Raw genomic sequence first — 24,831 nt, forward strand, 5'->3', positions numbered from 1 at the left:
TTTATTGTTTAGACTATATAATCTCTCTATCGGTTCAAAAAATGTGTTTTTAACAAGTATAAAATATTTTTGTTTAGCAAAGAATTAGCAAATATCATCTCAAAAAATTTTATAAAAAATAAAGCCACATTTGACAAATGTGGCTTTATTTTTTATTGAATAGCAATAATACCAATATCGCTAATATCAACATCTAATTCTTTACCATTTGAATCTACAATTTTAGTATTTGGCGTAAATTCAACCTCTGTATTACCACTATTCCCTATTGCGGTAAATGTGATTTTTAAAATATCACTATCATTGATAGTAAAAGGTGAAAATGATAATGTTGTTATTTTTATTTTGCCATTATTGATATTAATTATTAAACTTCTTCCCTGTAATTCACCAATTGCCTGAATATTATTTTGTGATAGTGTTAATTTTGTTTTATCATAACTTATTTCTATATCGAAGGCCTGAACATTTTCCAGCTTTTGACCATGAATAATAAGATCTCCCTGACCTCCAGATTGTATTGTTACATCTTTAAAATACAATTTTGGTGTTAATGGACCTATTGATTCCTTTACTGTAAATGAATAAGTATCACTGCTATTTTCTCCACCCTTTCCATCTTTTGCGACTACTTTCCAATAATATGTGACTCCTAATTCCAAATCAGATATAGACAATGATGTAGTTGAAATATTTGTTCTATATGGTGATGAGAAATTTTGAGTTTTGTCTAAATAAACGTCATATGTCAATGAGTCACCATCAGGGTCTGTCGCATTCCACACCAGAGTAACATCTGGATCAATATCTGTCGCATTATTCGGCGGTGATAATAATTGTGGTATATTTGGTGGATTATTTACTTTTACTGATGTAGTAAATGAGTATATATCACTTGATGTTACCCCACCTTTACCATCCTTCGCAACTACTTTCCAATAATACGTCTCTCCTGGTTCTAAGTTAATACTATATGATGTTCCTTCATAATCTGTTTCTTTAGGTGTAGATAATATTGGTTCTTTTTCAATATATATATCGTATTTTAAAGCATCTCCATCCGGGTCAGAACATGACCACTTCAAACTAGCATTTATAGGTATATTTTCACTATTATTTGCTGGTTCTAGCAACGTAGGTTTAAGAGGTGGATTATTTTCACCAACAACTTCTTTAACTGTGAAACTCCACAAATCACTTTTTGAGGTATTTCCATAGTCATCCTGTGCTTTAACATACCAATAATATGTCCCTGGTTTTAAATTGGATATTTGATATTCTTTCTTTGTAAGCCTTTGAGCTTTTAACTCCTGACTTACACTATCTCCAAAATAAACATCATAATATACTACATCGCCATCTGGATCTGATGATTCCCAGGATAGTGTAACATTAGATAAAGCAATTTCACTCTTGTTTTGTGGATAAGGATTATACGGTTTTAAAGGTGGTCTGTTAGAAGGCATTATTATATTTTTATTTATATTTCCAGTATGTTTTTTATCCCCTAAAGAAATGGGCCATGGTGAATTGCGTAAAAATTGTGTTTCTCCATAAATCCCGTATAAATAACCATCTATGGTGCCAAAAATTATAACTCCATTACTATCTATATTTGGAGAATATTTTATTTTACTATATTCATCATACCATTCCAGATTTCCATTATAAATGATAAATTTATTTTTTGTCGTTATATACTTTACTTTATCCATTAAAATAAATGAATATGGTATATCTTTTAATTCTATGATTTTCATATCATCGCTTTTATAATAATATTTGTATAATTTGCCCTCGTGAGATCCAAAGATTATAGAATTATCCTCTGCAATAAGTATAGATCCTGATATTTTCTCATTTATATTTTTTTCAAATTCTATATTACCAAAGCTATTAATAGAATAAATTTTATTCTCTTCTGTTGCAAAATATATATTATCATTATTATCCATTGAAAGCTCAGTAGAAATTATTCTATTAAAGCTTTTTTTAAATATTTCTTTTCCATTTGAATCCAAACAATATAGATAATTGTTTAATCCAAAATATATGTTATCATTATTATCTACCACTATATTAGTTGTAGGCATTCCATTTAATTGTTTTTCCCATATTTCATTACCAAAAGGTCCTAATTTATATATCTTACCTGTATCTGTTATTACATATATTTCACTATTACCACTTAAAGCAACTGGTTTTGATATGCTACTATCAAGTTTTATAGAGTTTGATAAACTACCATCTGAATTAATAATGTATAATTCTCCATTTTCATTACCAATAATTATTTGATCTAAAGGATTTAAAACAACTGGAGATTTTATAAATCCATTCGTTTCATATTTCCATAGTTGTTTTCCATAAGGATTATAAGCATATACATTTCCAGAACTGGTAGAAAAATATATAGTGTTATCTTCAGATATTGCCGGAGAATATATAGTTGCTCCTTCAACTTTAACTTTAAATTTTTCCTCCGCAGGCGCAGGAATTGTATAAAAACTATACATATCACTTTCCGATTCCAATTCCCCATCATTTGCTACAACTTTCCAATAATATTTTTTACTGTTTTCTAAATTAACTTCATATGATGTTGCATTTGTTGTAGCAATCAAATTTAAATCTCCATCTTCACCCAAATATATTTTATATATTAAATCATCATCTTGTGGATCATCACATTCCCAGGTTAACACAACATCTTTTGGAATTTCTATGCTTTGATTTTGTGGATAAGTTAATTCTGGCTTTTCTGGAGAAGAGTTATTTCTCATATATGAATCTCTATTTTTAAAGATGTTTTTCCCAAAAGCTGGCCATGAATCATTCAATATATTCTCATCTTCAATGGAAATAGAATACAATTTATCTTCAGAGGCAAAATATAACAAACCATCATTCAACAAAACATCCGTTTTTATTTCTCCAAAATTCTTCAGGACTATCTTATTTTCATTTTGAGCTATTCCATCATTTAATACTGCAATTAAATTCTTATTGCCAGTTATTAATAATGTTTTTGTATAAATATTATTCAAAATATATGTATCTACTAAATTCCCTCCTTTATCTATTTTAAATACTTTGCTTTTCCCACCAGCATATAAATAATCTCCATCATATACAATATCATTTTCTATGCTTTCTGATAAATTTAATTCCCAATTTTTATTTCCTTCCTTTGTATAAGAATATATTTTATTTCCTGTAGCAAAGTACATATTATAATTTTCATCATTTGAAATTAGAGTTGTAATCTTTTGAGAAAATGTTATTTCTTTATATATTCTACCTTTTGGTTTCGTAATAATTATTTTTCCAGAATCTTCATAATTACCAGATATAATTAAGTATCCATTTTCGATTATTAAGATAGGCCCGTTTGGTATTATATTATACTCTCTACTCCAGTAAAGAGTATAATCTTCTAAATTGTATACATATACACTTCCATCTTCAGTTATTATATATAAATATTCTTGATTTTTATAATCTTCATCCGCAGTAATTCCTACAATTTCTCCAGGCACTTTTATTGTATTAATAACTTCAAATTTATCTAAATCTATTATTTTTAATATCCCGCCATTGATAGGAACAAACATTAAATTCCCAAAAATAACACTATTTGGCATTATATTACTTATGTCAATTGAAGAATCTTCTATACCATTTGTATTTAAACTACTTATTTTATCTTTATTCACAATTATTAGTTTATTATTATATATAAAATATTCTTTATTTCAGAAATATCTTTTCCCATTGAAGTGTCGTTGGTTCTTTCTTAGTTTTAAAATATATTTCATCACTTGCTGTTATACCGCCATATTCATCTTTTGCTACTATTTTTAAATAATAATTGGTATCATAATTCAAACTAAAACTATATTCTTCTGAAGAAACGTCTGTAGCTATTTTCGTATAATTATTAGAATAATTTCCCAAATATATATCATATTTTAAAGCGTCCCATCCGGATCAGAACAATTCCATTTTAATATAAAATCCTTAGGAACTATTGAATTATTTAAAGGATAAGTGATTTTCGGCTTTTCCGGAGGCTGATTAACATCTTTAACAATAATATTTAAAAATCCACTGGAATTGTCTTTTGTATCTGAAACAATTATTTGCTCTTGAATTTTTTTACTTAAATTGAAATGTTTTACAAAATTATATCCTGGTTTAAATATATATTTATTTCCTTGAATGCTGGCTCCGTTGTTTGTTACTATACTATATTCAAAATAATCATCTTCCATATCTGATACAAAATTACTTAGATCTAATTCAAATGTTTCATTTTCTTTTACTATAAAATTTTTTTGAGGAAAATCAACAATTGGTGGTGTATTTGATAATGTTTTGAACATCCATGTTTCTGAAGTAGTAGATGATCCATATGTATCATAGGATACTACTTTCCAATAATAGGTAGTATCTAATTTCAATTTTTTTAACGTATAATCTGTCTTAGTTAATGATGTTGCTACAGGAGTATTAAGAGGTGTAGCATCATCTAAATATAAATCATATAAAACAATATCTCCATCGAAATCCAAGCTTTTGTTCCATTGGAATTTTATATTATATGGATAAACTGAATTATCATTATTACTTGGAGATATTAAAAATGATTTAATTGGTTTAGTATTTGGTTTATATGTTTCAAATTGAGAATTTTTTTTAACTTTTTCACCATTTTCATCAATTGCTTCCAACCACCATTCGTATTTTACTAAATTCTCTAAGTTTTTTACAACATAACTGTTTCCTGCCAGGTTCTTTTCTTCCTTAACAAGTTTTCCATTTGAAAATAAATAAAAATTATAATATAATGTTTTTCCTTCTGGATCTTTAGCCGTCCATTTGAAGGTTATTTTATCAGGATTAACTTTTTCACCATTTGATGGACTCATGGTTTCAATTATAGGAGGTTGATTTTGAAATATACACCCATGTAGAAAAAACAATAAAATTAGTATTATTAATAATTTATATATCTTTTTCATAAGATTTCCTCCTATATATTTGACTACTCAAAAGTTCATTTAGTTCTTAATAATATCTTCGTATTATTTTTCTATAATGATTAATTATTTACCTAAACACACAAGAGCTAATGCTCTTGTGTGTTTTATTTTAATTTATTATACTCCTTCTATTTACTATAACAAAAGCACCCGATTTGGGTGCTTTTGTTATAAGTTTATATTTCCTCTTCAACTGGTTCTGGTTCTTTGCCAGCTTTTGCTATTGCTATAAATCCTTCAATTATAATCCATAATGCAATAATAAGTGTTGCAACTGTGATAAATATCAACAATCCATTATTTGAAGCTATAAATTTCTTTAAATTCATGAACGTTGCATATAATGTTATTACCATCATGAATAACATTGGTAATCCTGTAATCCAGATTGGTTTCCTTTTCTTAGCAAGATAAACTGTACCTATTAACAATGCTAAACTTGCTAATAATTGGTTCAATGCACCAAAAACTGGCCATAATATTAAAGCACCTTTACCCCCATCTGCTGACAATGCTAATGCCATTGCTGCTAAAATAACAATTGCCGTAGCAATATATCTATTTTTTAATGGTTTTACTACTACTTCTTTATTTTTATTTGAGAATAATTCCTGCAATGCAAATCTTTGAATTCTTGCAGATGAATCCATTGTTGTTCCAGCAAATGAAACAATAAATACAGCCATTATTGTCTTAGCTAAGTCTAAAGGAATGCCGTAAGAATTCATCAAATTTGCTGAACCATTGATAACTGCTGATAATTTTGCACCTAAACCACTTGCTGCTGCCCATGATGCATAATGTGATGTAAATGCTTCTACTCCTCCACCATTCATCCCTAAACCTGCAGTTACAGCAATTATAACTATAGTTGCTAAAACGCCTTCTAAAATCATTCCACCATAACCAATTGGAAGAGAATCTGTTTCTTTTTCCAATTGTTTTACTGTTGTTCCTGAGGCAGCCAAACTATGAAATCCTGAAATAGCGCCACAAGCTATTGTGATGAATAAAATTGGGAATAATGGTGGTGCATCTGGAACTGTTTGGAATGCAGGCGCAACAATTTTCGGATGACCAACTAAGATACCCAATACCAACAATGCCATTGCAATCAATAATTCATGTGAGTTAATATAATCTCTTGGTTGTAATAATTTATGTACTGGTAAAGTTGAAGCAAGGAATACATAAACCATTAAGATGTAAATCCATGTAACTACAGAAATACCTTTTATTGGCATAAGAACCCTATTGCTATTGTTACATACATTAAAATAACAGCTATTATTGAATATACTGTGTCATTTTTACCTTTGTTATAAACCATATAACTTAACCACATTGCTATAGGTATTTCCATCCATACTGGAAATACTGATTGTGGATACATTTTGAATAATAAAGCTACAATTAATCCAAAAACAGCTAAAACTATCCACAACAAAAATTGTATCAATATTAAAAATATTTTTGCTGTTCTTTCATTGATTAAATTACCTGTTAATTCACCAATAGTTTTTCCTTGATTTCTGGCTGATACGATTAATGATGTGAAATCATGAACTGCACCCATAAATATGGAACCAAAAAATACCCATATAAATGCTGGAACCCAACCCCAAATTACACCTATTGCCGGACCAACAATTGGACCTGTTCCTGCAATTGTTGTAAAATGGTGCCCTAATAAAATATGTTTTTTAGTAGGAACATAATCGACGCCATCTTCAAATTCCTTTGATGGTACTGGATTTTTGTCATTTAGCCCAAAAATCTTTCTTGCAATCCATTTACCATACGTGTTATAAGCTAACCAATAACCTACAAAAGCTAAAATTGCTAAAAGCAATGAATTCACACAGAATTCCCCTTTCATAATTTTTTGTGTATGATTAGTATATCAGTTGATATATTAATTTAACAATTAAACATACAAAAAAATGACCTGAACGGTCATTTTTTTGTATTAAAAGATATGTATTTTTCTTGACATCATATATTAAGCATATTTCTGACATCTTTCATATGAGTTTTTCCAATAGGAATAATTTTATTATTCTTCATTTGAAGTGAATTCAAATCTTTTATGAGCTTATCTATATAATTAAGATTTATAATGTATGATTTATGTATCCTGAGAAAATTATCTGGTAATTCTTTCTCCAATTTATTTAAATTCTTAAAATGTTTTAACACATATTCTTCATTATTTGTTCGAACCAATATTTTCTTTTCGAAATATTCAAAATAATATACCTCTTCAAAATCCAAAAATATTATTTCATTTTTATTTTCAACAGCAATTTTACTTAATTTTGTATCTTTAAAAGCTTCTTCTATTCTATTAACTGTTTCTATAAATCTTACTTCCGAGACCGGTTTTGTTAGGTAATCCAATGCTTTAACTTCAAATGCATCTACTGCATATTCGGAATAAGCAGTAACAAATACAATTTTATATTTTTCAAGATATTTTGAAGCCTTAATACCATTCATTTTTGGCATTTCAATATCAAGGAAAATAACATCAATATCGTTTTTTAGTTTGCTTTTTAAAAAGTCTTCAACACTTTCAAAACATCCCTTTATTTCAAAAGGACTCATTTCATTAATTAAATCTTTTAATGTTTCTCTTGCATAGTATTCATCATCTATTATAGCAACATTTATCATATTAGCTCACCAACTTTTGAATTAATTTTTATCTCTATCGTGGTTCCACTAAATAAACCGTTTTTTATATTAAATGTATAATTATCCTCATATAATGATTTCAATCTATTTTCTATTAAAGAAAGTCCTTTACCTCTATTTTTTAAGCTTCTAAAACCCTTACCATTATCTTCCACATATATAATAACTTGACTATCTTTTTCTTCTATTACGATTTTTATCAATAATTTATCATCTTTCATCCCATGTTTTATCGAATTTTCTACTAAAGGCTGTAATATAAATGGTGGGATTAACTTTTCTTCTAATTCTTTATCAAAAATTATTTCATAGTCTAATTTGTCTTTAAATCGTAATTTCATTAGTTCCAAATAGTTAATAGTAAAACTTATTTCTTTTTTATTGTTACCAATTTCGAGTTTTCGTAAAGTGTGTATCTCAACAAATCAGATAAATTATCTATAAATTTATTAACCTTTCGAGGTTCCTTTTTAGATATGTATTTTATAGCATTTAAGGTATTAAATAAAAAGTGAGGACTTAAATTTGCCATTAATTCTCTTAATTTTTCTTCTGTTGCTAATTTTAAATTTTTATTCATTTTTGAAATAGATATTATTAAAGACAAAATTTGTGCAAGTTTTTTACCAAAAATAACATCAGAATTCTTTATGGTATTATTTTTAGAATAATATAATTTTAATGTTCCTATTAAATCCCCATTCAAATCTTTTAATGGCACTATTAAAGCAGAATAAAGAGGGCAATTATCTTTTTCGCAATTTATTCCTTTTTTCCCCACCACTTTCAAACCTTTTTCATTTGCTATTACCTTTTTTGTTGCTCCTGTTTTTATTTCAAGCCGGCAAAGTGATGGTCATCACCTATACCAACATGAGCAAGAATTTTTCTTTATCTGTTAAAGCTACTGCTTCAAAATCTGTGTTTTCTAAAATAACTTGAGCTATTATATTAGCACTTTCCTCATTAAAACCTATTTCTACAGTATTTAAACTCTTTTCCATTATAAAAAATATTGAATTCATAGCATTTTCTGCAGTATATTCAAGTTTTTCTTCCATATTTAGAATCATAAAATTTAAAAACGATACGCCAAGAGCATTTGTTATTACCATTGGAAATAATATATTAAAAGTTATATCATAAGCAAGAGTAAAAGGTTTTACCATGATTAAAACATAGGTTAAATGAACTATTTCAATAATCGCTGTATAAAAAAGCGTTCTAAAAAAAGTAAAATGTTGTCTTCCATAGTATTGGGATATTACTCCACTCATAATTCCTGCAGTTAACGTTCCAAAAAAACATGGAATTGCTGTAATACCTCCTAAAAAACTCTAAATATTGCTGAAATTAATGCTGCAATAATTCCTCCAGGAATCCTCCCAACATACCTGCCAGAATAACTCCTATATCCCTATAATTTACTATAGCACCATTATATTTAACACCAAAAAGTGTCCCTAAAATACCAAGTAATCCTCCAATAATACCGAGAACAATTTTATTTTTAGCAACAAGAGTTTTGCCAAAAATCTCTTTTATAAAATATGTCTGGAAAATTATATACGTTATTACCAGTATCAAAGATACTCTTTCGAGTAATATTAAACTAATATTTCCTAACATGGGTCTCTCATCATCGCCCTATCTCCAAAATCTCCTAAATCTTTTAACTCTGAATCTTTAATTTCTTTAGCCTTTCTTTTAGCTTCTTTATAAAAGTTCAAGGTTGAATTTATTTCTATATAGTCCCAAGTTCTTCTATCATTTCTTTAGCTTTTCCCTGTGGCCTTTTGAAACAAATACTATAACTTTTTCATATTGTCCTTTAACCTTTTTTATACTCCTAATATCTACAACTCCTATTCCAAAACCATATAATATTAATGTTTTCATATCTTTCCTCCCTTATAAATTTGACATTAAATATGCATATACTTTTGTATCTGCTATTAAATGTTCTATTTTTATATATTCATTTGGTTGATGCGCCATATGATCCATAGTTCCCATACAACTGCAGGCAATCCTTCATGTCTTAAAATAGCTGCACAAGTACCTCCACCTATTCCACCAACAAATGTTTTTATATTTCTTAATTTCTCTACACTTTCTTTTAATTTTAATACCATAGGATGATCTGCAGGTGTTGGTTTTGGTGCGTTTTCCATTTGTGGAATCTCGATGTTTATCTTAACTCCAAATTTCTTTTCATATTTCTCTTTTATTTTATTTACATCATCTAATATTTCATTTAAATCGTATTGTGGCAATACTCTACAATCAAAATATAACACATCCGTTCCAGGAATAGTATTTACATTATCAACATTATGTTCTTTTTTGTTGGTTCAAATGTTGAAATTGGAATTCTACCAAACATTTCATCTACAGCATTATATTTCTCATGCAAAAATTCATCTAATTCTTTTGCAAAATATATTGCGGCTCTATGTGCATTTTTAGCAACATTAGGAGTAGCTGCATGAGCCTGTTTCCCTTCTGTAATTATTTTTAACCATAGGATAGATTTTTCAGCTATTTCAATAAATGAACCTTCATTATTTCCAGAATCAGGAACATAATACCAATCATTTTTATTAAAAATATTTTGTTTTAACAAATATTTTATTCCATAATCACTGCCTGTTTCTTCGTCAGAAACAAAAACAAGCCCTATATTATCTTTGGGTCTGATATTTAAATCCATTATTGATTTAACTCCAAATAATGTAGCAATTAACGAACTTCCATTATCTTCTGACCCTCTTCCGTAAATCTTACCATCTTTTATAATAGGATCAAAAGGTCATGATCCCATAATGACAAGTCTCCTTCAGGAACTTTGTCCATATGTGTAATAAACCATATTGTTTTTTCAGGATTTGTTCCTTTATATATAGCAACAATATTTGGTCTAAATCCATATTCCACAGCGTCATCTGGAGCATCATATCTTTTAATCTCATCAAATTTTAATGTTTTTAAATAGGATTCCAACCATTCTGCAACTTCTTTTTCTCCAGGACCTCCACCTCTTGGATTAACCGAATTTATTGATACAAACTTTTTAATGCCTCTATTACTTCATTTTTTATACTCTCCACATGATTTATAATATCCATTTGATTTCCCCTTTAAATTATTTTTCTATATTTTCTCTATAATATAATCCTCAATATTTCTTTTTCAGAATTTATATTTATTCCTATAAGATATATTTCTTTTCCTTTGTATTTTTCATAGTATTTCTTCTTTTTATCTGAGCTAGCGCTTCTTCTGCACTTTTGTCCAGTTTTGCTTCGAATATATATACTCTTTCATTGAATTCTAATACTACATCGCTTCTTCCAAGGTTTGTCATTTCTTCTGCTCTTACATTTAGACCTGCTATTGCCAGTATTGCAAATATCAATGAGTGATAATATCTTTCTTCTTTTTGATGTAGATTATACGGTATTGCACTTATTACTTTTTTTATTCCTTCTATTAATCCTTCTATATCATTGTCATATATCTTTTCATATATTATATTTTCTGCTTCATCTAATCCTTTTAATCCATAGTTTGCTTCTAATATTAATCTTGAGAAACTACTTTTTACTTCTATATTTGGATAGTCGAGTATATATTTCTTTTTTAATCCTAATTTTTTTATTCCTTTAAAGGTTAAATATCCTGCCTGCGTGAAGAATACATTTGCATTTGCATCTTCTATTTCTCTTGTTGAGAAATCCATTGCACTTACTGTGTCTTTTACTAAGTCTTCATAGGTTATCTTTCTGTTTTTTATGTATTCGTATAGGAATGATGGTGAGCCGCTTTCAAACCAGTAATTTTGAAATTCTTTTCTTCAAAGAACTTTAATATTGAAAATGGATTATATACATAATGTTCTCCATCAAATGAAAATCCATTATAATATTCTTTTAATCCTTTTAGTAATTCTTCTTCACTTATTCCTATTTCTTTTGATGTTTCTTTTATATACACTTTGAAATAATGTTCGAGTTCTTCCTGTGTATATCCTAACATTTGTGAGTATTTTTTGTTTAACGATATATCGTTTAAATTATTTAATGCAGAGAATACTCCTGTTTTTGTGAATTTTGTTATTCCAGTGATGAATACAAATTTTATATATTCATCATTTGATTTTATTGTGACATAGAAATCTCTTAATATTTCTCTATATCTTTCTGCTTTTTCTTTATTATTTATATTATCCAGTATTGGTTTTTCATACTCATCTACCAGTATTACTACCTTTCCTTTTTTGATAACTTCATTATTAATTCATCAAATGCAAATTTGTAATCATCTTCTTCAATGTCTACTCCGTTTCTTATTCCTTCTTTTTTTATTATTTTTGTTAGACTTTTTTTGAACCTCTCTTCATTATCTGTTGCTGATGATAGTATGTCTAATCTGATAATTGGATACTCTTTAAATTCCCATTTGTCGTATATATAAGTATCTTTGAATAATTCTTTTTCTCCTTTGAATATATAATACAATGTTGATAGTGTTAAGCTCTTTCCAAATCTTCTTGGGCGGGATAAAAATATTGGCACTTCTGAACTTATCAGGTCATATATATATTTCGTTTTATCTACATATACATAATTTCCTTCTATTATTTTTTTATAATCCTGCACCCCTATTGGTAATTTTTTCATCAATTCCACCTCCTCATGCCATAATTATACCAGAACTTTTCGCTTCGCAAAAACACATCGCTCCGCGAAGGGTTTTTGATTAGATTTTATAATAAAAATTTTTATTCCAAAAACACTTCACGAAGTAAAGCGTTTTTGTTTTTTTAATAAATAAAATTATAATCTTAAAACCTTTTGCCTTGCAAAAGCTTTTAGGTCTTTTTATTATTAAATAAAATTTTCTAAACCCTTCGCATAGCGAAGAGTCAAACTGTCAACAAAATAAAAGGTCCGGATAACCGGACCTTTTTTAAAGATTATTTACCCATATAGCTGAAATATACAGATGCTCTATAACCATCTCTAAATATGATAAATCCTATATAATCACCTTTTTTAACCCTTGATGAAAGTTTTTGGAAGTCTTTAATAGAATTTAATTTTGTCCCTTTTCCATTTACATACATTTCCATTATTATATCGCCTTTTTTAATATTTACATATTGAGCTTCTGAACCTTCTTTTACATCTTCAACCATTACACCATACATATCCTTGGGTAATTTGTATTCATTTAAGTCTTCAGGTGTTAAATCTCTTACTTTTAATCCTAAATAATAATCTTCTGTAGCTTTTGCAAATTCTTCTCTTTCAGCTAAAGTAATATCATATGTAATTTCTTTACCTTTTCTATTAACAACTACTTTTATTGTTTCTCCAGCAGGATATGTTTTTACAATATATACAAGTTCGTCCGCACTACCTATCTCTTTATTATCTATTTTCACTATCACATCACCTGGTTTAATACCAGCCTTTGCGGCAGGAGAACCTTTTTCAATATCACTAACAAATGCCCCTTTTGTTACTTTTAAACCAAATGTTTTAGCAAGTGATTCCGTTACATTTTGTATATAAACGCCCAAATAAGCTTTTGATACTTTACCAGTATTTATTAATGCTTCTGCAAATCGTTTTGCAAAATTAATTGGAATTGCAAATCCTAAATTTTGACCTTCTGTTGGATTAACTATAGCTGTATTTATACCAATAACTTGAGCATGTATATTTAATAATGGACCACCACTATTACCAGGATTGATAGCGGCATCTGTTTGAATTAAATCTGCATAAGAACCATTACCATCAGGTTTTGGTATTTTTCTATGAACTGCACTTACAACACCTAAAGTTACCGTGTGTTTAAATCCTAATGGGTTCCCTATTGCAATTGCCCATTCACCAATCTGAATATTATCAGAATCTCCTAATTCTATTACTGGTAATTCGTCTTTTGTTTTAACCTGTAAAACGGCAATATCTAAGTCTTTATCTCCACCTACATATTTTGCTTTGTATTTTTTCCCATTTAATGTTGTAACTGTTATTTCATCTGCATTTTCAACAACATGATAATTGGTTAATATATATCCTCTTTTATCAAAGATAAATCCTGTTCCTAATGCTTTAAACTCTCTATCCTGAGTCCATGGTGATTCACCAAAAAATCTTTTATAAAAATCCTCAAAAAATGGATCTATTGAAGCCTTCCTATGCCCTACCGCTTCAATATTAACTACAGCAGGAGCTGCTTCTTTTACAACTTTCACAACTGGTGACACATAATCAGGATTGACAAAGGCAAAAGAAGATACTACCATCAGCAATAATGACATCATTACTACTACCGTTTTCTTCATTCCTACCACCTCCATTTTATCATCTTTTTCAAAATATTTTTGCTCGCTTTCCTTAGAATTTCCTTAGAATATTTTTAAATTAATCTAACAATATTTTGTTAATTTCATAAAGTATTTCGTGATTTTCTTCTAATGTTCGTTTTGTTATATCTTTGAATTCAAATTGTTCTTTTATTTTTACTGGTTTATCGTTTAATATATAAACCACTTCACCAAAATTTGCTACTTCAAAAGGATCATGAGTTACCATAATAATAGTAAATTTATTTTTTTCTGAATATTTATAAGTTCTTTGATTATCCTATATTTATTGGATAAATCAAGTGATGAAAATGCTTCATCCATTAATATGATATCTGGTTTATACGATATCGTTCTTAATATATTTATTCTTTTTTTCATCCCACCAGAAAGTTCATCTGGATATTTTAATAATACGTTTTTCTCAAGATTTAATAAGTTTAAATATTTTTCTAACTCTTCCATTAGTATGGTGTCATTTATTAATTTTATATTTTCATATATATTAAGCCACGGAACTAATCTATCATCCTGAAAGATATATCCGATTTTGCCTTCAATAATTATTTCTCCATTATCTTTTTCCAAAATTCCAGCTAATATATTTAAAATCGTAGTTTTTCCTATTCCGATTCTCCAAGCAATACATTTATTTTTTCTTTTTAAAAACAATATCAAATCCAGATAATATGACGTTATCTTCAAAACTTTTGTTCAAGCCTTTTATGATAATATCCTGTGACATTTTATTTAAATTTTTCACTGAATCTACTTGATTCGTATAATTATTATTTCTTATTTCTTTTTTCTTCTTGTATTAAATGCTGAAATATATTTCAACACTTTTTCAGAAAACATTCCTAAAATTGCTAGTATTATAGTATATGCAAAAACTCTTTCTGTATTTAATGCTATTTTAGCAAAGGAAAGGCTGACTCCCAGCCCCTATCTCCTGCTAAAAACTCTCCAACTATAACGGCCTTCCATAAACTACCTGATATCATATTTAATGTGGACTTTAGAAAGGGAGTAGAGAAGGTATATATATTTTTAAAAAGATATTTTTTTTGCTTACTTTAAAAACCTTAGCCATTTCTAACAACTTTTTATCTGTTGAAGCAATGCCTTCGGATATATTTAATACTATTATAGGAAAGATTACCATAAAAGCGACGAAAACAGGAGTATAAAAACCTATTCCAAACCATAACATTGCTATGGCAATATATGAAACCACAGGAGAACTTTGAATAATCATTAAAAATGGACGAAATATTTCAAAAAACGTTTTACTTAATCCTGAAATAAATCCTATTGGAATGCCTATTATCATAGAAATAAAAAAGCCCATTATTATTTTTAAAAATGTATTGAGTAAGTCAAGATAAAAAGTCGTCTCTCCAAGAAGGTTTAACATTTCCAGAAAAACATTTTGTGGAAATGGTATTAGAAGATTATTATTAGTTATGAAAGATATTATCCACCATATGAATATTAATAATATTATCCCTATTAAGGTATTTTTTTTCATATATCCCCTAATCAAAAAATTCCTTTATTTTCTTGGAAACCTTTTCATTTTTTATTATTTCATTTATCTCTTCCCATGAAGCTTTTGAAATATTCTCTAAAGAACCAAAATGATTAATTAAAAGCTTTTTCCTTTTTGGCCCAATTCCCGGTATATCATCTAATCTTGATTTTTCAAATCTTTTTGCTCTTAATTTTCTGTTGAAGGTTATTGCAAATCTGTGTGTTTCATCCCTCATAAATATTAACATCCTTAAAACAGGATGATCCAGCGAAAGATGTAAATCTTCAATATCACCAGGAAACACTATTCTTTCATCTTCTTTTGCAATACCCACAACATCGACATCATCTAATGTATACCCTATTTCTTTTAAAGCCTCAACTGCGGCATTTACCTGACCTTTACCTCCATCAATGAATAATAAATCTGGTAATGGATGTTTTGTGTATCTTTTTCTAATTACTGTTCTTATTGATTCAAAATCGTTTGGTTCTTTAAATTCATCAAGCCTATATCTTCTATAATCCTCTTTTTTGGGTTTTCCATTTTCAAAGGTTATTAATGAAGCTACAGTATACATTCCCTGTAAATGTGAAATATCTATTCCTTCTATTCTATATGGTATTCTTTTTAACGATAGTATTTCTTTAGCCTGTTTCAGGGTGTTTCCGAGGTCTGTTTGTTTCTTCACTTCTTCTTCCAAGTTTCGTGATGCTATTACGTATAATTCTTCACTTTCATCTTTTAAGTTTTTTATCTTTTTTAATCCATTTTTTGTTAAGAAATGGTCTATTTCCTCATCTATTCCGTTGATATAATCTTTTATCCAGATTTCTTCAGGTACAATATTTTTTCTTATTACATAATATTGATGTATAAACTCATTGATACTTTCATCTATGGTAAAGGTTAGTTTTGATATTATATATCCCTGTCTTATTATCAACAATACCACTATTGGATATTCTTCATCCTTTGCAATAATATCCACATTTTTATCTTTTATCATTTCAACTCCAATGGGAATAAATAATTTATCTAATTTAAATAGCAAATCTCTCAACTGTGCTGCTTTTTCAAAATTCAATATTTTAGCATATTGATGCATACTTTCTTCTATATATTTTCTTATTGATTTTATATTTCCTTTTAAGAATCTTTTTACTTTATTCACTGATTTTCTATATTCTTTTTTATCCACTTCAATATAACATGGAGCGTAGCATTTTCCAAGGTGAAACAAAAAACATGGTTTTGTTTTTCTATCCAGTTTTCTTTCGCATGTTCTTACTTTATATACCCATTGAATTATTTCAATAATATTTCTAACCATTCGAACATTTGAATAGGGTCCGTAGAATTCCGCTTTTTCTCCTTTTTTGGTTCTCACTAATTTCACCTGAGGATAATCCTCTTTTGTAATAGCAATATAGGGATACACTCTGGCATCCTTTAATAATATATTGTATTTAGGTTTATGTGTGAAAATCAAATTTGATTCTAAAATCAATGATTCATCTTCATTTCTAACCACTATATAATCTAAGAACTCCGCGTCTTCTACTATCTTTTTTACTTTTTCATTTTTTGTTGATTTGAAAGATTAAAATATGAGGATATTCTATTCTTTAATTTTTTTGCTTTTCCTATATATATTGGTTTAGAATCTTTGTTTTTAAAAATATATACTCCAGGTTCATTAGGAATATCTTTTAAAACATTTCTATCGAGCATTTTTTCTCCTCTTTTTATTTTCATACATATTATTATCTGCTTTTTCAAACATTTCTTCAAGAGTTATATTATCGTTTTTATTCTTCACGCATTTTCCTGCAGAAACGGATATATTATATATCTTTAAATCATTTTTTACCTTTTCATCAATGCGTTTTATTATATTATCTATAGCTTTTTCAGAACCTGAATTAACCAGTATAATAAATTCATCTCCACCATATCTTATAGCCAGATCTGATTTTCTTACTGATTTATTTATTATCTCTCCCACTCTCATTAAAACATAATCTCCTGATTTGTGGCCGAATTTATCGTTTACAGGTTTGAAATTATCCAGATCTAACACTATTATGCCAAAACCTTTTCCTATATATTCTTTTAATTTAATTACTTTAGGTATAATCTCAACATAATATCTTCTATTTAACAACCCAGTTAAGGAATCAGTAAATATATACTTTCTTCCTCTCAACATATCTCTAAATGAAAGAAGAAGTATTGCACTGAACAATATATTGTTTGTATAAAAATCATTAAAATTAAATAGAATTAACGTACTAAAAATATAAATTGATATATCTGTAATAGGTGAAGTTATGTATAACCCAAATCTAATAATTAATATAGCAAGAACTTTTATAAATATATTAAAAGCAAGAACATAATTTCCTAATAATATATTTTTTGTTATTGATAAAATCCCAAAAAAAAATAATATAAATATGACTATATGAGTTCTTATGTCCCTATAATAAACAACAGATGCAGTTCTCACATTCCGCCTTTTCAATGCTATTCCACACCCTTTCTCCAATAGGGTTTTTTGTCCCCCTAAGTATGATGCTAACTGTAAATGTAAGCATTTTATGCTTTCAAAATTACTTATTCCCCCAATACCAATATTTTCCAATCTGTTTTTTACCCATTCAGGTTCTTTCTTTATCTTTTTATTTCTTTTTTCCTTTTCTTCAATGTGTGCTTTTATATATTCTTCTCTTAATTCATCGTTATTTTTTATTTCCTCTTCCCATTCTTTTATTTTTCCAAGAACTTCTAATTTCCCAACTTCTTTGATTAAATGAGGACACGTTAGCCAATAAAGAGTTGGGAAGGGTTTTCCATCTTTCAATGGATAACTTTCAATTACCTGGGGAAAGCCATATGAACATCTTTTTGGAATTGATATTATTTTATTTGGTTTTCTGTTTATTTGTTTTTCTACAATCTCTATATCCTTTTTTGTAGGAGTAGTGATATCCATCCTGCTTCTTCCTCTCTTGATATTATATTATATTCTTTCTCAAAAACTTTATGAACCATTTCTTCTTCTCGTTCCTTATTTATCCCTGATAATATTAAATACCCATTTTCATTTAATATTTTCTCTAATTTCTCATCATCCATTAACCTTAATAATATTGGAACCACTATATTTGCTATGATTATATCGTATTTTTCTTTTTCACTTATTGCTGAAAGCAAATCCGATTGTTTTACTTCTATATTCATTTCATTTAATTTAAACGTTTCTTTTGCCTTTTCTACTGCAAGAATATCATAATCCAACGCTAATAATCTATTTGCTCCATATAATTTAGCTATTATTGATAATATACCTGTACCTGTTCCAATATCTAAAACATCAGCACCATTATTAATAACCTTAACCAAATTCTTAGCAGCTAATTTAGTTGTTGGGTGTAATCCTGTTCCAAATGCAGTTCCTGGAATTATTTTTATACTTTTTACACCTTCTGGTATTTCATATTTTTTTTCAGGATCTGGAATTATCCATATATCCTTTATAAATTCAAATGGTTTTAATGATTCTCTCCATGGTTTTAGCCATTCATCTTCTGTAATATCTTTTTCAGATATTAATTCTAATTTATCTTTTAAATATTCAATAATATTTTCTTCTGGTTCCTTTTTATTAATATAAACCTTCACAACTTTCTGGCCTTTTGTTGGTTTGTCTACATAATAATTTTGAAACTCATTAATTGAGAAAAATGTCTCTATCTCATCTTCTAATTTTTCTGGCAAAACAAAAATATATTCAACAAATTCCATATTCATCACCTCAATAATAAGTATAACATCTTCATATAAAAATATATATAACTGAGTATGAAGAAAAAACAAAACCATAATATTTAAAACAATCCATCTACTAATGCAGATGGATTGTTTTATCATACAAATATGTAAAAATTCTAAAACTTTTATTGAACGGTTGCATTATTAATAATTGAATCATACTCTGTCAATCTGGTATAATCTTCATAAATAGTTGTAGAACGAGTATTTTTTACTGGATAAAGAAAAAACAGAAATTTACAATTAAACATAGTTCTGCTCAAAAAAGAGTTACTTTTTTGAGCCCATAAAAACTATTTATGGGCTCTTTTTATAAAACAAAAATTATTAAAGGTCTCTCAACTAACTTCGGGAAGATCCAATATCGAGTTGCAAAATACACACATCCTCCTTTTTTTCTAATTATACCAAATTATATCTATAAAAAACAAGCTACAGCATTTGCTGTAGCTAATTATTTATAATTTCATGAACTTTCTTGTTTTTTGAGTCACCCATATAAAAATGTTAATAAATAAACCTATTAATATATACAATAAAAATATCTCGTATATTAAAAATTGATTTTTTATCAAGGTAAAATTCATAATAGAATTAAAAAAAATTACTCCCAACGAAAATATTGATATAAACAGGATACTTTTATATAAAGAACTGATAAAATAGCTTATCAAAATTAAAGATATTAAATATAATGATAGGCTTTTTTCAATCCCAAATATAGCAAATTCAAAAAATATTCCAATAGAAATTAGTAAAATACTTATATGACTATTATTAATTCTTTTGTATTCAAAGCATGTAATGAAAATTGGCCCTAATAAAATCAAGAAGCGAAATTTTAAGGATAACCCAATCATTAACCATATTAATAATAAAATTGGGTAATATCTATAAAATAAATTTCCAGATTTTCTTTTCAAAGTAATAGTGACAATACCAAATAATACTAACAAAAAATTACTCAGTGATAACATCATAATCACCATTGACATTATAATATTTTTTCTCAAAATAATCCAAAATAGAATTATAAATATCTTGCGCTTTTTCAATTACTTTATTCCATGTAGAAGCCACTATAGTATCAATTTTTTCAAACACATTTGTTTTTAATTCATTCAAGGCATGATCAAAATAATCATACGTTATAAGTATAATTATAGTTCCCGCGGCCCTCCACCAGAAGAACTTCCACCATTTGCTGGAGTTAATTTCACTGGATCACCATATAACCTATTATTTCCCAGAGTATTTTCCAATTTACTTATCTTTAGATCGCTTGAGAAAGAAATACTTATCATAAAGATCATCAAAATATTTAATAAAAAGATACGTTTATTCATACAATCCCTCCTGATTTTTAGATTTTTATCTGGCGCCAGATATATTTATTTTTAATAATAAAGGTTGAACACAAGATTGTTGAGAAAATGGTATAACATAGTTGAATATATCGTTTTAGTTTTTTTAAATAAATAATAGTCTAATATTGCAAATATAAAGATATTTATTTTTCCATCTAACCATGTATATTGTTCATGAACACTGGCAAAAATAAATGCTGAAATAAAACAAACTATTTTATTGTTTTCAAACAAAATTTCTAAAAACTTATCACTATTAATCTATACAATATTTCTTCGTATAGAGGAGCCCAAGTTATAGCCATTAAATTTATTGAAGAAAAAGCTTTGAAATCAAGGTTTTTAATCTTCAAATATATTCCAAAAAGATAGAAAAGTAATATAAATAAAAAAATTTATTTTTAATAATAATATAAAAATTATTAGCTTTGAAATAGGATTTTAAAGAGTCTTCTCCTATTATTTCAATATATACCATTAGAAGATATAAGAGAAACATTACAGCCCAAAAATATGAAATACTGGAAGTAATTCCTACATAGGTTATTGCAATAATATGAAAAAGTATTATTCCTTTTATTTTATATGAATAGCTTTCTATATTGTTTGATATAAACATTTATATCTCCTTTCTATAAAAGATTTATTTTGAATATACTATCAAATAACTTAAAACTTTATTTCATAAAGACACATTATATTACAAATAATAAGTTATAATATTAATAAACCAATTGAAGATAAAATTTTTTACTCAGTAATATCATTTTGAATTTGAGGATTGATTGAATTTGATTTAAATGGTAGAAAAAGTATGATTAATATTGCATTTGTAAAATGTGGATTTTATAACTTTGATATCCAAAAAATTTCAAATATACTACAATAAAATTTGTTTTAATTTTCAGTTCATAATAATTTTATCAAAAAAAAAAAAAAAAAAAAAAAAAAAAAAAAAAAAAAAAAAAAAAAAAAAAAAAAAAAAAAAAAAAAAAAAAAAAAAAAAATAACATTAATATGAATTCAATGTATTTTTTCTTTTCTTAAATTTAATAAATTTACAACTTTATTATATCATATGATATATTTTTATTGTTAATTTTTATTATATACCTGTTGATTATTAATCATACATTTAAACTGCCAAAGTTATTTTGTTTTTATAGCAAGAAAATACATTATCATCGAGATTTTTAAAAAGGTGAAGGATTTTAAGGCAAAATCAAAAATTTTGCAATTAAATATGGTCTTGGTCAAAAAAGAGTTGCTTTAAGATATTATGCTTTTAAAGATAATGAAAGAGCTTTTCTTGATGATATTATTGAAAAGTTTTTAAGTGTATAAAATAACCCTGGTCAGTTTAAACTGCCAGGGTATTAGAATGTTAATACAATCATAAAAAATTTTGTTATTATGCAGTTTTTCTTGCTTTTGCTCTAATTACGCAATCATCTATGGTAACTTCACCTTTTATTACACCTTGTGCAAATAATTTACAATTTTTATATCCACATGCTCCACAATTCATGTTTGGTAAATCTGCAAGAACTTCTTTTTCATTTTCATACATTATCTCTTTATCCTGAATTTCCTCTATTATATCTTCTCTACTTACCAATTTTTCCATTATATATCCCATTATTAATATGGCAGGAATCGTCAATGCATATCTTGTCAAAGCAAAGGATAATCCAAGAAAACTTGATTCAACCATAAACATAACAACCTTAACTACAGCCATGAACTGATGATAATAACAAGATTTGCTATACTTGCACCTTTTAAAAATAAAGCCTGTGCTACAGGAAAAGCTGCATAAATTGGTCCTGCAGAGATAGCTCCCGTAAATATTGATAAAAGCTTACCTTTTATTCCAGACTCTTTACCAAAGTGTCTCATTATAACTTCCGATGGAACCCAAACGGTTATTAAAGATGAGATAATAAGTATTGGTGGCATAACTTCTATCATTTCTATAAGAAACCCTTTTGTCATTTCTAAACCTTTAAAAAATATTTCCGGTTTTACAAAAAATGCTATGGCATAAAGAACTATACTAATAAATATTAATTTGTTATTTTTAATTAAATCTTTTATTTTACTCATAGTATCACCGCCATTCCTGAAGCAATAAGTATTGCAGCTACAAAACTTATCCATAATCTATGTAATGTGAATTTCTTTCCAAAATATTTTATTTCTATTGGCATTGTAGCAAAACCAACCATTGTTAATGTTGTTATAAATGCTGCTATTGCTGTTAAATTTGCTCCACTTTGATAAAGTGATTTTGATAACGGAAATGCAATAAATGCAGGAATTATAGTCAATGCTCCTATAACTGCTCCATATACTGTACTTAAAAACTCATTAGAATTACCAAGTAACTGCTTTATCAATTCAGGAGGCAATATCGCCAGCACCAAACCTACCAGAGCCATAACACCTATTATTTCGACAAAGGTTTTTACCAGAAGATTCTTTGACAACACCAAACTTTCCTTTGTCTTTTCCTTACTTTTAAAAATTGACCATGTTAAAAACAAAACTGCAATAGCGATTAATATCACTGTATTCATACATCGACCTCCTTTAATATTATTTTTTATTCTATCCTATTATAATAAAATAAAAAAAATAAAACCGTGATTTCATTCACGGTTTTATTTAAACATCCTTAAATTTATTAATTTCACATGATTTTTATCTATTGTTTTAATTACACCTTCATTTTCCAATTCTTTAATTTTTTTAGAAACAACCTCTCTAACACTCCCAATATCATTTGCTATTTTTTGTTTTGATTTAAAATATATAATATCTGAATTCTGCTGTTTTCTTAAAAGTGAAAAATATTTGATTATTCTTTCTTTTATAGACCTTATAATTAATATATCCACAACATTTGAAAGATTTAATAATTTTTTCGATATTTCATTTAAGTATAAAACAAGAAATTCTTCATTTTCTCTAAATAATTTAAGTACCCCTTCTCTTGAAATTTCTAATATCTTAGAGTCTTCTTCTACTATAATATATGATGGATAATTTTCACCAGAAAAAATCAATCCTTCTCCAAAACTTTCATTTTTATTCAAATATTTTAATACCTGTTCATTTCCCTCAGGAGTATATTTAACTACTTTTAGTTTCCCTTTTAAAATAATACTAATTTGTTTTAATTCTTCATCTGGAGAATGAAAAACTTCATTTTTTCTTATTTCTATTATATTCCCATATTTTTCCAAAATTTGTTTGTTTTCGTTTAATAATTTCTGAAAAAAAATATTTTCCAAGCTTTCACTCTCCCTTACACTTTAGAATCAAGAATTTTACCCCATGTTACTCCACCAGTATATACTAACCTTCCTTCAGAATCATACGAAGTAAAATATCTAACATATACCTGGGCCATTTTGCCTTTAAACATTGCTTCTTTTATTATTTCTCTTGCATGTTGACCTTCATGAGAACTAACAAACAAATATGAAGCACTTTCAGGAACTGCTGTTGGATATTGAAATGAAACTGCTGAATCTGGAGAATTATCCTGTAAATATATATTGTTATCTTTATCATTAAAAGTTTGTTGTTGTACTTTAGTTTTTTTATCTTTTTGTGATGATTGTATAATATTAATTATACTTTTCTTATTTAGCTCTCTTGAAGATACTTTTTTTTCAGCATTTCTTAATTCTCTTTCTGCCTCTTCTATGTTTCCTGATTTTATTAAATTATCTATATTACCAACTTTTAACAACAAAGAATTATCTTTGTTGTTTATGGCCTTTAATAATATTCTTCTTAATTTAGATTCTAAGTAAATACTTCTAGTATCTGTTGAAGGTAAATAATTACCAATCCTCATTTTTTCACCTTCTAATAATATTTTACTACTAAATATTTCTACTTCAAAATAATATCCCCCTATTCTTAATATTTTTTTTTATAATTTTTAATCTAATAATG

25 protein-coding genes and 3 pseudogenes are annotated in these 24,831 nt (G+C 27.2%); all 28 read right to left on the reverse strand.

Annotation, left to right across the window (positions count from 1 at the left end):
- Positions 1–152: 152 nt before the first annotated feature.
- The 28 genes and pseudogenes from DJ007_RS07735 to DJ007_RS07835 all read right to left on the reverse strand — a co-directional run bounded on the left by DJ007_RS07735 (position 153) and on the right by DJ007_RS07835 (position 24,730).
- Complete coding sequence (locus DJ007_RS07735; RefSeq protein WP_129409098.1) at positions 153–3,716, reverse strand: fibronectin type III domain-containing protein; 3,564 nt, start codon at positions 3,714–3,716, stop codon at positions 153–155.
- A 34-nt stretch (positions 3,717–3,750) separates the two neighbouring features.
- Entirely contained in the window at positions 3,751–3,957 is a 207-nt protein-coding gene (locus DJ007_RS07740; protein WP_129409099.1) for a hypothetical protein, read from the reverse strand.
- 14 nt (positions 3,958–3,971) lie between these two features.
- The gene (locus DJ007_RS07745) at positions 3,972–5,024 is read right to left on the reverse strand and encodes a fibronectin type III domain-containing protein (RefSeq protein WP_129409100.1); all 1,053 of its coding nucleotides are present in this window, start codon (positions 5,022–5,024) and stop codon (positions 3,972–3,974) included.
- A gap of 197 nt (positions 5,025–5,221) precedes the next feature.
- A pseudogene (locus DJ007_RS20165) lies at positions 5,222–6,906 on the reverse strand (carbon starvation CstA family protein).
- A gap of 134 nt (positions 6,907–7,040) precedes the next feature.
- Positions 7,041–7,721, reverse strand: coding sequence for a LytR/AlgR family response regulator transcription factor (locus DJ007_RS07755; RefSeq protein ID WP_129409101.1), 681 nt, complete (start codon positions 7,719–7,721; stop codon positions 7,041–7,043).
- On the reverse strand, positions 7,718–8,083 hold the full coding sequence (locus tag DJ007_RS15840) for an ATP-binding protein (RefSeq protein WP_206076221.1): 366 nt from the start codon (positions 8,081–8,083) through the stop codon (positions 7,718–7,720). Before DJ007_RS15840 ends, DJ007_RS07755 begins: the two co-directional genes overlap by 4 nt.
- 26 nt (positions 8,084–8,109) lie before the next feature.
- Complete coding sequence (locus tag DJ007_RS15845; protein ID WP_240739436.1) at positions 8,110–8,526, reverse strand: histidine kinase; 417 nt, start codon at positions 8,524–8,526, stop codon at positions 8,110–8,112.
- A 79-nt stretch (positions 8,527–8,605) separates the two neighbouring features.
- The gene (locus DJ007_RS19145) at positions 8,606–9,019 is read right to left on the reverse strand and encodes a LytS/YhcK type 5TM receptor domain-containing protein (protein WP_276318712.1); all 414 of its coding nucleotides are present in this window, start codon (positions 9,017–9,019) and stop codon (positions 8,606–8,608) included.
- A 76-nt stretch (positions 9,020–9,095) separates the two neighbouring features.
- Positions 9,096–9,371, reverse strand: coding sequence for a LytS/YhcK type 5TM receptor domain-containing protein (locus DJ007_RS19150; RefSeq protein ID WP_206076223.1), 276 nt, complete (start codon positions 9,369–9,371; stop codon positions 9,096–9,098).
- Between the two features lie 138 nt (positions 9,372–9,509).
- Positions 9,510–9,641, reverse strand: coding sequence for a hypothetical protein (locus DJ007_RS19155; RefSeq protein ID WP_276318713.1), 132 nt, complete (start codon positions 9,639–9,641; stop codon positions 9,510–9,512).
- Positions 9,642–9,653: 12 nt separating this feature from the next.
- A pseudogene (locus DJ007_RS20170) lies at positions 9,654–10,870 on the reverse strand (M20 family metallo-hydrolase).
- 25 nt (positions 10,871–10,895) lie between these two features.
- Positions 10,896–12,424 (reverse strand): annotated as a pseudogene (locus DJ007_RS20175) (ATP-binding protein).
- 296 nt (positions 12,425–12,720) lie between these two features.
- Entirely contained in the window at positions 12,721–14,103 is a 1,383-nt protein-coding gene (locus DJ007_RS07775; RefSeq protein ID WP_129409102.1) for a DegQ family serine endoprotease, read from the reverse strand.
- Between the two features lie 79 nt (positions 14,104–14,182).
- Positions 14,183–14,353 (reverse strand): hypothetical protein, encoded by a 171-nt coding sequence (locus tag DJ007_RS14720; RefSeq protein ID WP_165974070.1) that lies wholly within the window; start codon positions 14,351–14,353, stop codon positions 14,183–14,185.
- Positions 14,347–14,829, reverse strand: coding sequence for an ATP-binding cassette domain-containing protein (locus tag DJ007_RS07780; RefSeq protein WP_129409103.1), 483 nt, complete (start codon positions 14,827–14,829; stop codon positions 14,347–14,349). The genes DJ007_RS14720 and DJ007_RS07780 overlap by 7 nt, the downstream gene beginning before the upstream one ends.
- Before the next feature lie 313 nt (positions 14,830–15,142).
- A complete protein-coding gene (locus tag DJ007_RS07785) occupies positions 15,143–15,655 on the reverse strand; it encodes an ABC transporter permease (RefSeq protein WP_129409104.1) in 513 nt (170 codons plus the stop codon).
- Positions 15,656–15,662: 7 nt separating this feature from the next.
- Positions 15,663–17,225: an excinuclease ABC subunit UvrC gene (uvrC, locus tag DJ007_RS07790; RefSeq protein WP_240739438.1), complete on the reverse strand. Its 1,563-nt coding sequence runs from the start codon at positions 17,223–17,225 to the stop codon at positions 15,663–15,665.
- 5 nt (positions 17,226–17,230) lie between these two features.
- Positions 17,231–17,392, reverse strand: coding sequence for a GIY-YIG nuclease family protein (locus tag DJ007_RS17570; RefSeq protein WP_240739389.1), 162 nt, complete (start codon positions 17,390–17,392; stop codon positions 17,231–17,233).
- Positions 17,382–18,656, reverse strand: coding sequence for a DUF501 domain-containing protein (locus DJ007_RS15860; protein ID WP_206076224.1), 1,275 nt, complete (start codon positions 18,654–18,656; stop codon positions 17,382–17,384). Before DJ007_RS15860 ends, DJ007_RS17570 begins: the two co-directional genes overlap by 11 nt.
- A complete protein-coding gene (locus DJ007_RS07805; RefSeq protein WP_165974072.1) occupies positions 18,623–19,468 on the reverse strand; it encodes a 50S ribosomal protein L11 methyltransferase in 846 nt (281 codons plus the stop codon). The genes DJ007_RS15860 and DJ007_RS07805 overlap by 34 nt, the downstream gene beginning before the upstream one ends.
- 987 nt (positions 19,469–20,455) lie before the next feature.
- Positions 20,456–20,599 carry a hypothetical protein gene (locus DJ007_RS14725; protein ID WP_206076225.1) on the reverse strand — a complete coding sequence of 48 codons (144 nt, stop codon included), beginning with the start codon at positions 20,597–20,599 and terminating at the stop codon, positions 20,456–20,458.
- A 56-nt stretch (positions 20,600–20,655) separates the two neighbouring features.
- Positions 20,656–20,841 (reverse strand): hypothetical protein, encoded by a 186-nt coding sequence (locus DJ007_RS07810; RefSeq protein ID WP_129409107.1) that lies wholly within the window; start codon positions 20,839–20,841, stop codon positions 20,656–20,658.
- Positions 20,842–20,892: 51 nt separating this feature from the next.
- On the reverse strand, positions 20,893–21,096 hold the full coding sequence (locus DJ007_RS20180; RefSeq protein ID WP_165974074.1) for a CPBP family intramembrane glutamic endopeptidase: 204 nt from the start codon (positions 21,094–21,096) through the stop codon (positions 20,893–20,895).
- A gap of 1,177 nt (positions 21,097–22,273) precedes the next feature.
- Positions 22,274–22,603, reverse strand: coding sequence for a (Fe-S)-binding protein (locus DJ007_RS15865; protein WP_206076226.1), 330 nt, complete (start codon positions 22,601–22,603; stop codon positions 22,274–22,276).
- On the reverse strand, positions 22,594–22,968 hold the full coding sequence (locus tag DJ007_RS15870; RefSeq protein ID WP_206076227.1) for a permease: 375 nt from the start codon (positions 22,966–22,968) through the stop codon (positions 22,594–22,596). The genes DJ007_RS15865 and DJ007_RS15870 overlap by 10 nt, the downstream gene beginning before the upstream one ends.
- Positions 22,965–23,441, reverse strand: a complete 477-nt coding sequence (locus DJ007_RS07825; RefSeq protein ID WP_129409108.1) for a permease — start codon at positions 23,439–23,441, stop codon at positions 22,965–22,967. Before DJ007_RS07825 ends, DJ007_RS15870 begins: the two co-directional genes overlap by 4 nt.
- Before the next feature lie 84 nt (positions 23,442–23,525).
- Positions 23,526–24,158, reverse strand: a complete 633-nt coding sequence (locus DJ007_RS07830; protein WP_129409109.1) for a Crp/Fnr family transcriptional regulator — start codon at positions 24,156–24,158, stop codon at positions 23,526–23,528.
- A gap of 14 nt (positions 24,159–24,172) precedes the next feature.
- The gene (locus DJ007_RS07835; RefSeq protein WP_129409110.1) at positions 24,173–24,730 is read right to left on the reverse strand and encodes a hypothetical protein; all 558 of its coding nucleotides are present in this window, start codon (positions 24,728–24,730) and stop codon (positions 24,173–24,175) included.
- Positions 24,731–24,831: the final 101 nt, after the last annotated feature.

Source organism: Marinitoga lauensis (assembly GCF_004135675.1).
Lineage (GTDB): Bacteria > Thermotogota > Thermotogae > Petrotogales > Petrotogaceae > Marinitoga > Marinitoga lauensis.

Excerpts from the sequence above, each read along its gene's own strand:
- DJ007_RS19145 (WP_276318712.1), bottom strand. The coding sequence starts at position 9,019 with ATGAGTGGAGTAATATCCCAATACTATGGAAGACAACATTTTACTTTT.
- DJ007_RS07755 (WP_129409101.1), bottom strand. The coding sequence starts at position 7,721 with ATGATAAATGTTGCTATAATAGATGATGAATACTATGCAAGAGAAACA.
- DJ007_RS07825 (WP_129409108.1), bottom strand. The coding sequence starts at position 23,441 with ATGAATACAGTGATATTAATCGCTATTGCAGTTTTGTTTTTAACATGG.
- DJ007_RS07785 (WP_129409104.1), bottom strand. The coding sequence starts at position 15,655 with ATGAAAAAAAATACCTTAATAGGGATAATATTATTAATATTCATATGG.
- DJ007_RS15865 (WP_206076226.1), bottom strand. The coding sequence starts at position 22,603 with ATGGCTGTAGTTAAGGTTGTTATGTTTATGGTTGAATCAAGTTTTCTT.
- DJ007_RS19155 (WP_276318713.1), bottom strand. The coding sequence starts at position 9,641 with ATGAAAACATTAATATTATATGGTTTTGGAATAGGAGTTGTAGATATT.
- DJ007_RS07775 (WP_129409102.1), bottom strand. The coding sequence starts at position 14,103 with ATGAAGAAAACGGTAGTAGTAATGATGTCATTATTGCTGATGGTAGTA.
- DJ007_RS17570 (WP_240739389.1), bottom strand. The coding sequence starts at position 17,392 with ATGCTCGATAGAAATGTTTTAAAAGATATTCCTAATGAACCTGGAGTA.
- DJ007_RS15840 (WP_206076221.1), bottom strand. The coding sequence starts at position 8,083 with ATGAAATTACGATTTAAAGACAAATTAGACTATGAAATAATTTTTGAT.
- DJ007_RS07810 (WP_129409107.1), bottom strand. The coding sequence starts at position 20,841 with ATGAATAAACGTATCTTTTTATTAAATATTTTGATGATCTTTATGATA.
- DJ007_RS19150 (WP_206076223.1), bottom strand. The coding sequence starts at position 9,371 with ATGTTAGGAAATATTAGTTTAATATTACTCGAAAGAGTATCTTTGATA.
- DJ007_RS14720 (WP_165974070.1), bottom strand. The coding sequence starts at position 14,353 with ATGGTAACTCATGATCCTTTTGAAGTAGCAAATTTTGGTGAAGTGGTT.
- DJ007_RS07745 (WP_129409100.1), bottom strand. The coding sequence starts at position 5,024 with ATGAAAAAGATATATAAATTATTAATAATACTAATTTTATTGTTTTTT.
- DJ007_RS07805 (WP_165974072.1), bottom strand. The coding sequence starts at position 19,468 with ATGGAATTTGTTGAATATATTTTTGTTTTGCCAGAAAAATTAGAAGAT.
- DJ007_RS15870 (WP_206076227.1), bottom strand. The coding sequence starts at position 22,968 with ATGAGTAAAATAAAAGATTTAATTAAAAATAACAAATTAATATTTATT.
- DJ007_RS15860 (WP_206076224.1), bottom strand. The coding sequence starts at position 18,656 with ATGGATATCACTACTCCTACAAAAAAGGATATAGAGATTGTAGAAAAA.
- DJ007_RS07835 (WP_129409110.1), bottom strand. The coding sequence starts at position 24,730 with ATGAGGATTGGTAATTATTTACCTTCAACAGATACTAGAAGTATTTAC.